This is a genomic window from Streptomyces sp. NPDC043812 (assembly GCF_056436245.1).
The window spans coordinates 1-12075 of the sequence record NZ_JBWKCY010000058.1 but is presented as its reverse complement, the minus strand read 5'-3'; the positions used below and the strand labels follow the sequence as shown (position 1 = coordinate 12075).

The window sequence follows — 12075 nt, the reverse complement described above, 5'->3', positions numbered from 1 at the left end:
GCATCAGCCACGTCGCGTTCTGCATTGTCGAGGACGATTACAGCGGCCACGGAACCGCTAACGGCTGAAGGTGCCGTGGCACTGTCCCGAGGGACCCAGCGGCCGTGACGGACGCGACAGGCGTGCCCAGCGGCACCGACATCGTCAGACAAGGGGCCGGTCCGATGGGAGCGCCCCTTCGTTTCGCGCGCGCCGTGCGGTGACCGCAGCTGAGGCATCCTTGGAACGCGTCAAGGCCCGGAGATCATTCTGGGGGCGTTTCTGCTGACCGAACGCGTTCCGTCAGAGACGGAAGTGTAGTTCGCCGACTATACCCAGGTTCGCGGCCTGGGCCTTGGGCTGCCGACGACGCCGACGAGGCTTCACCTTTGGGTGAACCCGCCCAACTACGTCCCGTTGCTCGTCTAGTTCGGCATGATGGTCCCCTCTCATCTGCAATGTCCTTGGGGGGACCATGCGCACCACCCGTATCACCGCAGCCGCCGCCCTGCTGCTGGCTGCCGCTCTCACCGCCTGCGACCCCGCCGCTTCCGGAAGCAACGCGGAGCCCACGCGCGACGACAAGGCATCAGCCAGCCCCGCCACCCCGAGCGAGAAGCCCTCAGAGGAGGCCGCCGCGCTGCCGGACATGACGGGCAAGGGACTCCAGAGCGCACAGGACGAAGCCCAAGAGGCCGGCTTCTACGCGCTCACGTCGCACGATGCTCTCGGACGTGGCAGAAACCAGGTCCTCGACCGGAACTGGAAGGTCTGCTCCCAGACTCCGGCGCCCGGCCAGCACCCGACCGACACGACGGTCGACTTCAGCACCGTCAAGCTCGAAGAGGACTGCCCCGCCGGCGGGGACCAGGGCGAGCCTGAGGAGGCCGGCTCCACCATGCCCAATCTCGTGGGCAGGTCGGTCAAGGTCGCCCGGCAGACGCTCGACAGCTCGACGAGCCTGACCGTGACCGACGTGTCCGGGCAGGACCGCATGGTCCTCGTCGAATCGAACTGGCAGGTCTGTTCGACGGATCCGGAAGCAGGAGCGGAGCTGAACGGGCAGCCGGTCACGATCAGCGCGGGGAAGTTCGGCGAGGACTGCTGAGCCTGGTGGGGGCGCCTGGTGCGCCCCCACAGGTCGTGCTGGCAATCTGCTGTTCAATCCCGCATTCTGTACCCAAGTTCGGTGTGCCCGGACTTGGATCGTTAGGCCCACCAATGCGTGGGCCTTTTTCTGTTTCCGCGCATTTCGCTCCTTGCTCGTGCCGCGATGCCCTCCATCTATCCAGGGGGCACACCGTGATCGAAGTATCCGGGCAGGGCGGACAGATCCTGTTCGACGGCCAGTACGTCACCATCACCGCAAGGGCTTCCTCGCCCGCGCGACCCACGGCAAGGGCGAGAAGCGCCTGCATGTCAGCCAGATACGCCGTGCAATGGAAGCGCAGGCGCCATGGTGAACGGCTTCATCCAATTCACCGTCCCCGGCGGCAACGAGGTCGGCGGTCGGCTCGGCTCGCAGACGTCGAACGCGGCCAAGGACGAGAACTCGTTGCTCTCCACCAAGCAGCAGCAGGGCCCGCGTCCGTCGCCGGCGAGCTGCGAAAGCTGCGCGTCCTGGTTGAGCAGGGCCTCCTCACCGACTCCGAGTTCGAGCAGCAGAAGGCTCGCCTCCTGGGCGGGTAACACAGAGACCAGGCCCGGCCGTTCCGCGCTCCGGCGGCCGGGCCTTCGCACGCACGGAGGTGCCCGAACGGCAAAGAAGGGTCGGTCACCGACGAGGAGCGCGAGGAGATCCGGCGGCTGCACGGCGAGGGAAAGGGCTGCAACGAGACCGCGAAGCAGCTCGGCCCGGGGGGCCGGACGATCAGCGTCTAGGCAGAGCGCATGGGACTCACACCTTCGACCAGGCCGCCGAGGTCCGGGTCGCCACCGAAGCCAGGCAGGCCGACCTCGCCTCGCTACGCGCCCCGCTCGCCCTGGACGTCACGCACGACGCGATGAAGGCCCGTCAGCAGATGTGGGCGGAGACCGTCGTCTACACCTTCGGCGGCAAGGACAACACCTTCGAGCAGCACCGCTTCGACGAGGCGCCAGCCGACGTCAAGCGCTCCCATTCCATCACCTCGGTGTCCTTATCGACCGGTCGCTGAACCCCACAGCGAGTGAGAAGCCGACCCCGTCTGCGACTCCCTCAGCCACCGCCTCCGCAACGCCGACGCTGGCTGACGGGGCGTTGAAGATCGGGCAGTCCTTCAAATGGAATGGCCCAGCTCTGGACGAGAAGTCACCCACCAACGGCGCCACGACCATCATGTCGTTCACTCTGCTGGTCAAGGTGACCTACAGAGGGGCTGGGGGTCAGCGATCCCGAGTGGGCGGCGGTCGACGTGAGGGTGTGCAATCAAGAAGGCGGACCACCACTGTGTCGTAGGGCCCGTGGTCGCTCGGCTTCCCCGACGACAGCCGTGTCGAGTCGTCGTTCCTCAGCGGGCCTGGCCCCCCAAGCCGGCGTGCCGACTGACGAGGTGAAGGTGAAGGCTGGTGACTGACTGCGCGGCAAGATTCCGTTTGTCCTGGAGAAGGGGCAGCGGCCGGATCGGATCATCTATGAGGCGGCGAGTTCCCCCGACCCCTTTGAGCGGACTGTCCCCAAGGTGTAGCTGGGGTCAGGCGTCGGGCCGCTTATTGTACGCGGCGAGCGTCGCCTTCGTCGTCGACGCGTCCTGAAAGACCAGCTCCCACGGGCCGGTGTTCACGTCGAACTCCTTCCCGAACCCGACCCACTTGCCCGTCATCCTGCGACCGGTCGGCTCGACCAGGAGCTGGATCGCCCCGTAAAACCGGGCACCCCGGTAGTAGCCCTCGGTCGCGGTCTGCTCCGTCCACGTGCCGGTGGCCACGTGGCTGTCGATCTCCAGATCCATTATCAGCGGACTGTCCGACGAGCCGGGCAGGCTCCGTGCCGACAGGCGGCTGCCGTGCTGCAGCAACACCACATAGTGCGCTCCGACGAACGCCGAGTCGCGGCCGCTCGAGAAGTACTCGTACCGGGACAGCCACACCCCGGAGTAGTTCCGGTGCCCCGGCTGCGGCTCGGCGTGCGGTGGCGCGGTTGCGGGGGCGATACCGTTCACGGACGCCTCGACGTCGTGGCCGCCGTGCCCGTCATCCGTGACACGGGCCATGGGCACGGTGCCGGTAAAGCCGAGGGATTCGATGGGCAACCCGGTCACGGACTCCAGCGCGCGGGCGTACACGGGACGGGGCGCAGTCGTGGCGCCGGACTCCCAGCGCTGCACGAGCCGCTTGTTGGCATCGTTGGGCTGTCCCGCGCGGGTGCCGGCATCGCGCACGGCGCGGGCGAAGTCGTCTTGGGACATGAGCAGGCCGAGGCGGACGGCCCGCAGTGCACTGTTCGGTGTGGCCATACGGGCACGGTAGCCCCAACCCGCCTTCAATGACACCGAAATGACGCCCCGTATGACACCGCTATGACGCCTGCACTGACGCCGCGCAACTCTCTGTGCACGCGCCATGGTGCATCTGTGACCACGACAGACGGCGGCACCACACACCCCGGCCTGACCATCAACGTCTACCGGGTGAACACCCGCACGCAGCAGCGCACTCAGGTGAAGCAGTGCACGCTCCCGGCCGCCGAGGCGCCGGAGCAGTTCGAGGCATACCCGCCCTGCGCCTGCCCCCGCTGCACCGGCGGCGACGCGCGATGAGCCCGATGGGGGACCACGATTCCGAGCCCGCGGCCGGAACCTGCGCCGCCTGCGGCAGGCACACCAGCGACGGGCGCGCCCACTGGATCCCCCGCATGTCCGGGCCCGACGTCCGCGTCATCGTGCACGCCCCCGGCCGACTGCCAGCCGCCTGTACCTACACCCAGCAGACTCCCGTCCGCGCTGGTACACCCCGTCACCCAGCGCGGACGGGTCCAGCCCCAGCAAGGGGCACCGTTCACACAGGAGGAAGCATGACCATCGCGTTAGACCGCCCCGCGTGCACCACCGACCCGGCCATGCTCGTCCCGGCCGAGACGATGGAGCGCCTCAGCTCCCGCATCATCAAGGACCACCCCGACATCGACCACGGCACCGCGCAGCGCATCGTCGCCCAGGCCGCCGCCTTCCTCGCCGCCAGCGGCCAGCACGCCGGCGCCGAGCTGGCACCGAGCAAGCTGGTGGACATCGGATGGCACACCTTCATCCTTCACACCGTCGACTACGCCCTGTTCTGCCAGCAGGTCACCGGACGATTCATCCACCACGTCCCCACCGAGGACGGAGAGGCAACCTACGGCGGCCATGAAGCGGCGCGCGAGCGCACCCTCGCCGCCATCACCGACGCGGGATTCGCGATCGACCCCGATCTGTGGCCCGCAGCCGCCAAGATGGGCGAGTGCTCCCAGTGTCACGCTGGCTGCAGCGACAGCCCGAACGGCGGCAAGAAGAAGTAGCACGCGCCCAGCAAGCCGCCAGCCGCCCGGCACACCACCGGGCGGCTGGCCCCGCGAATGGAGCAACAGGTGACGGACACCGCGTGGGACACCTATTCGAGGCAGAAGCCCGAACGGCGCCCCACCAACGCAGCAGGCGAAACCACCTGGTTTAACTGGACCCAGTACGCCGACCACGGGCCGGGCACGGAACTCCTTGGCCTCACACCTGGCGCCAGCGTGCTGGATCTCGGATGCGGCAAAGGCGGCAACCTTGCCCACGCGGCCAAGCTCGGTGCCCGCGCCGTCGGTGTCGACGTGTCTCTCGCGCAGTTGAAGGCCGCCGAAGCACGCTGGTCCGATGCCAGTTTGGTGCTGCACCGCACGGGCGCCGTCCGATTCCTCGAGGAGAGCGGCGAGCACTTCGACGCCATCTACTCCGTGTTCGGTGCGGTCTGGTTCACCGACCCGGACGAACTGCTGCCCGTCGTCCGGAAGCGGCTCAAGCCCGGCGGCGTCTTCGCGTTCTCGCAGCGGCCCGCAATCCAAGGCTGCTACGGCTGCCAAGCTTCGTACATCAACCGGTCCGAGGACGAAGACCCTCTCGTCGTGAAGCGCTGGGACTACGAGCCCGACCGCTGGGAGGAGATTCTGACCGAGCACGGATTCGCCGCCGCCGTGGCCCGTGTACTGCCCGCTCCGACCGGGGTACGGAAGGTCGGCACGCTCCTCGTCCGCGCCGCCGGCTGACCCCCACCGTCGCCCCGGTCGAGGCATCACTGCAACCGTCGACATCAGCCCCTGGCTGGGGCAGAAGTGGGCCGCCGTGCTGGCTCACCGCACCGAAGCGGAGCGGCGACCGCACCAGGCCTGCTCGCCGACTATCCGGCGGCCGTCCAGGAGCGGGCAGCCCAGACAGAACTGACCCCCTGAACCCCGTACTTCGCACCCAGGGGCAGGCAGACCGCCGGGGTTGCTCGTAGTCGGAGAGCCGCGGGTGCCTGTAGGCCATCGCTGCCCGGTGAATCGGAAGGCAGCCGTCCGGAGGCGCGAAGCCGGTGCCACCAGCTTCGTCCTCGTGGCTGCTTCACGGTCGTTCCCGACGGGCGATCGCGCCAGCGGCGCGACGGTAGGGGCGGCCGTCCGGCCGGGTTCGCCAGGGATCTACCGACACCGCAACGAAGTGGAGCGGACGATCAACCGGGCTGGAGACCTTCCGGGCGGTCGCGACCCGTTATGACGAGAGGGCCTACGTCTCATGGGGCGGTCACCGTCGCCTCGTGTCGGCTCTGGCTGCTTGCACCAGCAGATGCTTGGCGGAGGCAGGGGATCCGCACGCTGCGGGCGGCCCGGGGGTGTACCACTTGCCCGCGCTGGCCGCCCGCATCAGCTGGGCACCGAACCGCCAGATTTCCTCAGTGCTCGTCTCGAACTGGTGGCTTCCGCACACCGCCGGTCCGTGGCTCCGCCGAGCCACGGACCGGCCGTTCGTCCGCTGCGAGGGCGGGAGATCACCAGGACGACTTGGTGACTCCGGGGAGGAATCCGGCGTGGGCCTGCTCGCGCATGCGGACGCGGGACAGCCCGAACCGCCGCAGGTGTCCCCAGCGGGTCGGCGACGTGCACGCGTCCAGGCCCCGATGGCTGCCGAGGAAGTGGGATGGCGGAGGGCGCGAGTCGGGTAGCTCAGAGGCTTGCCGGGGCTTGCCAAATTCGGGCCGGGCACTTGGGAACCAGCGCATCGATCGGCTGTGCCCCTCTCACAGTTCCATCCATGGGCGACGGTCTGTTGCTCCTATGAGGGGTGTCCACACCGCGGCGGAGGGGCCTTCGGCTTCGAGGTCTTCGAGGACGGCGGCGCCGAGGGGCACCTGGCTGGCGAACTGTTTCACCAGGCCGTGGCCGGCGACCATGGCTCTCAGGTCTCCGATTCGTCGCTGGAGTCCTTGTGAAGGGGCGCCGGTGAGGACGAACAGGGTTCGGGGGAATCGCGGGTAGATGCGCTGCCAGGCGAGCATGGCGGCCTGGTCGGCGACCGTGCCGCGGCGTCCGATCGGCTGCGGGGTGTAGTCGTAGAACCGGGCGTAGGAGATCAGTTTCCGGGACAACCGTTCCGAGGACATGGTGGCGCGGTCGACCTCGACGAACGCCCGGTACTGCAGGCGTCGTCCGGGGGTTGCGGTGTAGTGAAGGACGGCGTCGGCGATGAGGCGGTCTTCTCCGCCGGTGTCCGGGAGCCGGTGGCACACCTCGGGCACCCAGTCCAGCGGACCGTACTCGTCACCGCGCCGACGGGCGTCGGCGAGGAACGCCATGTGGGCCCGGACCACGGTCAGGGTGTGCGCGGCTTTCAGCGAGGCCTCGAGGGAACTTGCGCAGCCGGTGACGGTGCGGCCGCGGAGCTCGGGCCACCCGTCGGTCATCCGTGCCCCGCGTGGCGTGAGGAACCACATCTTCATCCGGCTGCGGTTGGCCTGGACGACGGACGCCACGAGCTCGCTCTTGTGCAGGGCGCCCAGCGTGGTGGCGGTCGTCGACCGGTTGGCGTCGGGGTTGAGCATGTCGTGCAGCTGCGGGGTGGTCAGCAGGCGGTGCTGTGCCAGGAGCGCCATCGCCCGGTGCGCCGCGGAGTCCTGCGTGCTCGGCTGCTGCGGTGCTCCCGCCGCGTGCTCTGATGCCTGATCGATGCTCATATCAACTCGCTTTCCTGCGTGGCCTTCTCGCCGCTTTCGGCGGAGGTCGCTCGATTGGTCGTGCGTGGCGTCTTGGGGGGCAGCTCGTTCAGGAGCTCGAGCACCTTCGCTTCGTGGTTGTCCGCGGCGGTGACGAGTTCCGTGAGGGGCTTTGTTGCCGTGTTCTCGCGCGCAGCGTGGGTGAGGTCGGGCGGGTTGTCGCCGGTGGGCAGGTCGCCGAAGACCTCCCCGAGCTCGGGGCCGCGGATGAGCAGGGGGCCGACGCGGTTGCCGCGGACGGTGAAGGAAGCCCAGTGGTGAAAGCGCGGCAGTTCTGCCGCGTCTGCCGGACTGACCTTGTCGCCCCACTCGTCGGTGATGTGGCGGATGGCCTCGATCGATCCGGCCGTGCTGGAGATGCACGACGCGTTCTGCAGCAGCGCGGTGCGTACCTCGGGGCTGATGCGGTGCAGCAGCTGCGTCATGCCGTGCATCCGGACACCGAACTTGCGCAGCTGTTCGGTGATCTCGGCAATGCTCGACGATGCGGCGCCGTCCAGCGAGATGAGCTCGTCCAGGTAGAGACGGAACGGCTTGCGAGCCGTCTCGGCCATCTCGCGGCGGGACAGTCCTGCGCGCAGCATGTCCCGCACCAGGAGCGAGACGAGGAGCCGGTCGGTGGGGCCGGTGCCGGCCGGGCAGATCCACACCACATGGGACTCGTCCATGGCTCGCCGGATGTCGTAGGAACCTTCGGGCGAGCCGAGGAACGCCCGGGTGACGGGTGCAGCGGCGAGCCGGTCCAGCGGATTGAGCACGGTGGGCAGGGCGTCCTTGGGGATCTCTGCGAACGAGGTCTGCCACCAGCGGCCAGCCTCTCCCTCCAGCTGTGCGACGACCAGCGAGCGGAAGGTGGGGTCGGTCAACAGCGACCGCAGTTGGAACACGGTCGCCTGGAACTGCGGCTTGTCGGCGGCCACCGCGGCGGCGTTGACGGCAGTGAGTGCCTGGACGGCCTTCGTCAGGATCGTCAGGGCCCGTGGCGCCGTCGCGTCGCTCCACCCCAGACTGCTGGCGAACGCGTCCACCACGGCCGCGGTCACCTCGTGGGCCTGCCTGCCGCCGACCATGCTGAGCGGGTTCCAGCAGGCCATCTCCTGCTGACCGCGGACCGTGAGGTCGAACAGACGGATCCTCTTCGCGATCTCGTCATGTGCCAGATACGGCCGGATCGTGGGCCACGAGTCTCCATGGGGATCGACGAACGCCAATCCATGGCCGCTGTGCGCACTGGCTGCCGCCTGACACAGCGCACGCATCGTCTTGCCCCAGCCCGCTTTGCCGACCTGGACCTCGAACAGTGTGTCCGCCTCGTGCGTGGCGACCAGCCGCTCCCTGCCGTCCGGACCGCGGTAGTAGCCCTGAGGCAACAGACCCCGGCCGTGCCGGTAGGAAGGAATCTCACTCGGCAGCACAGGAAGGCGGGCGCTCTTCGTCGGAGGCTTGAGGAATCCGGCGATCTCCTCAATCCGCGCCCATGAGTCCCGGGCAGGACGGATCAGCCCCGTGCGCCACCGCTCATCGAAGCGGGGGCGCCACGGCCAGCTGTCCGGCCCGAACCGCAGCGACCCAAGCGACGCACCGAGAGAAGAAAGACGCGTCCGTGCGGCAAACACGTCCAACGCGGCCTCGATATGCCGCAGCCGCCGTTCCGCCCGGCCGATCTCATCGGACTGGCAGCGCACCAGCAGCTGCACCCGCACCAGACCGGCATCCTCGGCGAGCTTTCCGAGCACCTTGTCACGGTCGATCCGCGGCGGCCGCGGCGTCATCAACAGCCGCCGCCCCCCACCGCCTTGGCGCTCCGGCGGCACAAGCAGCCGCGTGAACTGCCAGGACAGCGAGTCCTCCATCGACGCGGCATCCTCGCTCAGCCACCGCGCCTCACGCCGCGCCTCCCGCCGGGCACGCTGCCGGGCGGCGTTGACCACCTGCCACCGGCGAGCCACGACCCCCCACCGTGGGCCGGGAGAGATGTCCAGACACACCTCGGCCAGGTCGCCGAGGTCGGCTCGCAGGTCGGCGACCGCGTCGAGCAGCGGCTGCAGCGGGTCGGGATCCAGCGGCACCTCCCGCAGCCGGGAGCCGGCCATGCCGTGCAGCGCGAACACCGCCCGCACCGTGTGGGTGCGCTTCTTGTCCTTCACCGGCTCCACTGACCGGGCACGGACACGGGTGTAGGGGGTCTGTACCAGCAGATGCTTCGCAGAGGCCGGGCCCTCCACCCGGTAGGTCAGGGGGCGGCTGCCGTCCGCGCGCAGCCGGATCCGCACGCTGCGCGCGGCCCGGGGCGTGTACCACTTGCCCGCGCTGGCCGCTCGCATCAACTGTGCGCCGAACCGCCAGATCTCCTCCTCGCCGGTCTCGAACTGGCGGCTGGGTACCAGCTCGACATACGTCCGGCGGGCCAGTGCCTTCGCAGCGAGCTTGCGTTGCACCATCTCCCAGGCACACCAGATGGCGATACCGGCGAGGCCCAGCCACAGGGCGTTGTCGTACAGCCAGTTCGCCGTTGTCCAGGCCCAGGAGGCGAGGGCGACGACGGCGTCCCACACCAGAAGCGGTGTGGACGCGGTTTCTATCGGACGGGAATCCATGACGCTCCTTCTCGGGTGAAGCGGACGGTTGCGGTGCGGCCATCGCGGTAGGTGCCGGCCGGGTCGGCTCCGGCCCACACCAGATGCACCACCGCCGCGGTGCCCGAGCGGCCTGTGTCTTGGCGGGCGATCGCTGCCTGGATCCGCACCCGGCTGTACACCGACGCCAGGTTGGCCTCGGTGAAGTACGTGGGCCACCGGCCGCGCCCGGCACCGGTGACCTCGGCGGTCCATACCGCCCGGCCCTCGCCTACGAGGCGTCGTTCGGTGTCCGTGGGGAGGTCGGGGGTGATCGCCTCGTCGAGGGCGCGTTGCACGAGCGGGTCCGCGCCCGGCCCGGAGCCGGGCGGGGGAAGTTCACTCACCGGCGCGGCGGTGCCCGTGGTCGGGCTTGACGGTGTGTAGCTGACCGACGGGGGAGCGGCGGGGCGGTCCGGGGACGAGGACGCCGCCGCGGTGGGACGGCGGTGTGCCCCATCGGAGGTTTCGGTCGTGCCGTTGCTGGTGACGGCGATGGCGATCAGGAGGCATCCGCCGATGGCAAGCAGGCACGCGGTTGCCATGAGAGCACGCCCTGTACGGTGGTCGGTTGCTGGTGTGGTGCTCACAGGATCCGTGCTCCTCCCGCGTAGTCGGGCAGGGAGGTCACGGCGTCGATCCGTACTTTGGTGCCGGGCCGGGCGGCGTTGATCATTTTTCCGTTGCCGAGGTAGATGCCGACGTGATGGATGGTGCTGTTGCTCGTGGGGATGTAGCCGTAGAAGACGAGGTCGCCGGGCCTGAGAGCGCCCATTCCGGCGGAGGCGGGGATGCGGGTGCCGACGGCTGCCTGGGCTGCGGCCGTGCGGGGCAGGGACACTCCGGCCTGTGTGAAGGCGTAGCGGGTCAGGCCCGAGCAGTCGAAGCCGACAACGGTGGTCCCGTTCTGTCCGCCGGGCGAGCAGCACACCCCGGACGACGGTCCGTTGGCGCTGCCGCCGCCCCACGAGTAGGGCACTCCGCGCTGCTCCAGCGCGGCCTCCAGCACGGTGCGGACCGTGCCCGTGACGGCGCCGAGGTCAATGTCGCCGCCGGTGGACTGTGCGTCGGCGGTGTACTGGTCGATCCAGCCGAGCACGTCGTTCACGTAGGCGTCGGAGTGGTTGTAGACGAACAGGGCCTTCTTCAACTGGCTGCGCTGGCCGAGGTTGCGCCCCTCGCCGCACAGGTAAACGGCCGCACCGAGGGCGGCGTCGTCGGCCTGGTGCGGGTCGACGGTCCCGTCCTTGTTGCCGTCCCTCCCATACGCCTCGAAGGTCTGGGGCAGGAACTGAAACGGGCCGACGGCCCGCTCGTAACGGGTGTCGCCGTCCCACCGGCCACGGTCGGTGTCGCGGAAGGCGGTGGTGTTGCCGCCTGCGCCGGAGCCGTTGAGAACGGGGCCGAGGATCCGCGGCGTGATGGTCCCGTCCTCGCCGATAGAACGGCCGGTGGCGTGGTTGGACTCGATCCGGGCGATGCCCGCCAGGATGGGCCACCGCATCCCCTTGCATGAGGGCACTTCCTTGCCGACGGCGGCTGCGGCGTTCTTGTACGCGGCGAGCATCCGGCCGGGTATCCCGGCAGCCGTCCCGCCGTTGTCCTCCAGCCCTTGGCTGTCCTGGGTGAGGGTGAGGCTGCCGGCGGCGGAGATGACCGTCATCATCGGCACCGAGCACCCGACCGCACACACCAGCAGCATCACGCCGAGGCAGCCCGCCTTCCTCCACTTCTTCACTCCCGATCACCCCGGTCGGGCTCCTCGCCGGGCCACTGCTGCCACACGTCGCCGTCGTACGAATCCCGGACGTACGGATCGCCGTCGAACGGCCCGCCGTCGTACGGACTTCCTTCCGGCGTGCTGTTTCTGGGTGTGGCGTTGTCGCCGCTGGTGCTGCTCCAGCCGCTTGCGGCGCTGTCGCCGACGGAGCTGGCCCAACCGCTGCTGTGTGAGGGCGGGGTGAGTGGCGATTCGTGGGAGGTGCCCCAGGTGGGGCGGGTGTCCCATGTTTCGCGTTGGGCGCGCATGAGGGCGTCGAACACGCGCCTGCGGGCGTCGACGGCGGGTTCTTCCGGCCGTGATGCCGTGCTGCTGCGACTGCCCGAGCCGCCGCCTGCTGTCGGGGTGGAGGTGTAGATGATCGCTGCGCTGGCGGCGTCACGTGCACGGCTCGTGGGGTCGTGCACGTTCCATGCGGTGGCCAGGCGACGGGAGGCATGGTCGACCGGGCGCATGACCGCACGGCCCGCAGACTGCCAACCGGCGGCGTCCTCGCGGACCTGGTTCGCGGCGACC

12 protein-coding genes and 1 pseudogene are annotated in these 12075 nt (G+C 69.3%); 6 read left to right on the top strand and 7 right to left on the bottom strand.

From position 1 onward, the window contains the following. Nucleotides 1-454: 454 nt before the first annotated feature. The 3 genes from AC067Z_RS37930 to AC067Z_RS37920 all read left to right on the top strand — a co-directional run bounded on the left by AC067Z_RS37930 (nt 455) and on the right by AC067Z_RS37920 (nt 2135). Nucleotides 455-1087, top strand: coding sequence for a PASTA domain-containing protein (locus AC067Z_RS37930; protein ID WP_478794210.1), 633 nt, complete (start codon nt 455-457; stop codon nt 1085-1087). 113 nt (nt 1088-1200) lie between these two features. Further along, nucleotides 1201-1668 carry an SHOCT domain-containing protein gene (locus tag AC067Z_RS37925; RefSeq protein WP_478794209.1) on the top strand — a complete coding sequence of 156 codons (468 nt, stop codon included), beginning with the start codon at nt 1201-1203 and terminating at the stop codon, nt 1666-1668. A gap of 314 nt (nt 1669-1982) precedes the next feature. After that, a complete protein-coding gene (locus AC067Z_RS37920) occupies nt 1983-2135 on the top strand; it encodes a hypothetical protein (RefSeq protein ID WP_478794208.1) in 153 nt (50 codons plus the stop codon). Between the two features lie 516 nt (nt 2136-2651). Here AC067Z_RS37920 and AC067Z_RS37915 read toward each other — a convergent pair. Beyond that, on the bottom strand, nt 2652-3413 hold the full coding sequence (locus AC067Z_RS37915) for a helix-turn-helix domain-containing protein (protein WP_478794207.1): 762 nt from the start codon (nt 3411-3413) through the stop codon (nt 2652-2654). Nucleotides 3414-3530: 117 nt separating this feature from the next. On the opposite strand from AC067Z_RS37915, the gene AC067Z_RS37910 reads away from it, so the two are divergent. The 3 genes from AC067Z_RS37910 to AC067Z_RS37900 all read left to right on the top strand — a co-directional run bounded on the left by AC067Z_RS37910 (nt 3531) and on the right by AC067Z_RS37900 (nt 5182). Further along, nucleotides 3531-3716 carry a hypothetical protein gene (locus AC067Z_RS37910; protein ID WP_478794206.1) on the top strand — a complete coding sequence of 62 codons (186 nt, stop codon included), beginning with the start codon at nt 3531-3533 and terminating at the stop codon, nt 3714-3716. A 254-nt stretch (nt 3717-3970) separates the two neighbouring features. Continuing rightward, nucleotides 3971-4453, top strand: a complete 483-nt coding sequence (locus AC067Z_RS37905; RefSeq protein WP_478794205.1) for a glycine-rich domain-containing protein — start codon at nt 3971-3973, stop codon at nt 4451-4453. A 69-nt stretch (nt 4454-4522) separates the two neighbouring features. After that, nucleotides 4523-5182 carry a class I SAM-dependent methyltransferase gene (locus AC067Z_RS37900; RefSeq protein ID WP_478794204.1) on the top strand — a complete coding sequence of 220 codons (660 nt, stop codon included), beginning with the start codon at nt 4523-4525 and terminating at the stop codon, nt 5180-5182. 761 nt (nt 5183-5943) lie between these two features. On the opposite strand, the pseudogene AC067Z_RS37895 reads toward AC067Z_RS37900, so the two are convergent. The 6 genes and pseudogenes from AC067Z_RS37895 to AC067Z_RS37870 all read right to left on the bottom strand — a co-directional run. Further along, nucleotides 5944-6036, bottom strand: a pseudogene (locus AC067Z_RS37895) (30S ribosomal protein S14); the annotation flags it as partial. 156 nt (nt 6037-6192) lie between these two features. After that, the gene (locus AC067Z_RS37890) at nt 6193-7125 is read right to left on the bottom strand and encodes a replication-relaxation family protein (protein ID WP_478794203.1); all 933 of its coding nucleotides are present in this window, start codon (nt 7123-7125) and stop codon (nt 6193-6195) included. Next, nucleotides 7122-9761, bottom strand: a complete 2640-nt coding sequence (locus AC067Z_RS37885; RefSeq protein ID WP_478794202.1) for an ATP/GTP-binding protein — start codon at nt 9759-9761, stop codon at nt 7122-7124. Before AC067Z_RS37885 ends, AC067Z_RS37890 begins: the two co-directional genes overlap by 4 nt. After that, nucleotides 9743-10324 carry a hypothetical protein gene (locus AC067Z_RS37880; protein ID WP_478794201.1) on the bottom strand — a complete coding sequence of 194 codons (582 nt, stop codon included), beginning with the start codon at nt 10322-10324 and terminating at the stop codon, nt 9743-9745. The genes AC067Z_RS37885 and AC067Z_RS37880 overlap by 19 nt, the downstream gene beginning before the upstream one ends. A 41-nt stretch (nt 10325-10365) precedes the next feature. After that, nucleotides 10366-11517 (bottom strand): C40 family peptidase, encoded by a 1152-nt coding sequence (locus tag AC067Z_RS37875; RefSeq protein WP_478794200.1) that lies wholly within the window; start codon nt 11515-11517, stop codon nt 10366-10368. After that, the coding region (locus tag AC067Z_RS37870; protein ID WP_478794199.1) for a hypothetical protein at nt 11514-12075 on the bottom strand (562 nt) is incomplete at its 5' end. The genes AC067Z_RS37870 and AC067Z_RS37875, both read right to left, overlap by 4 nt.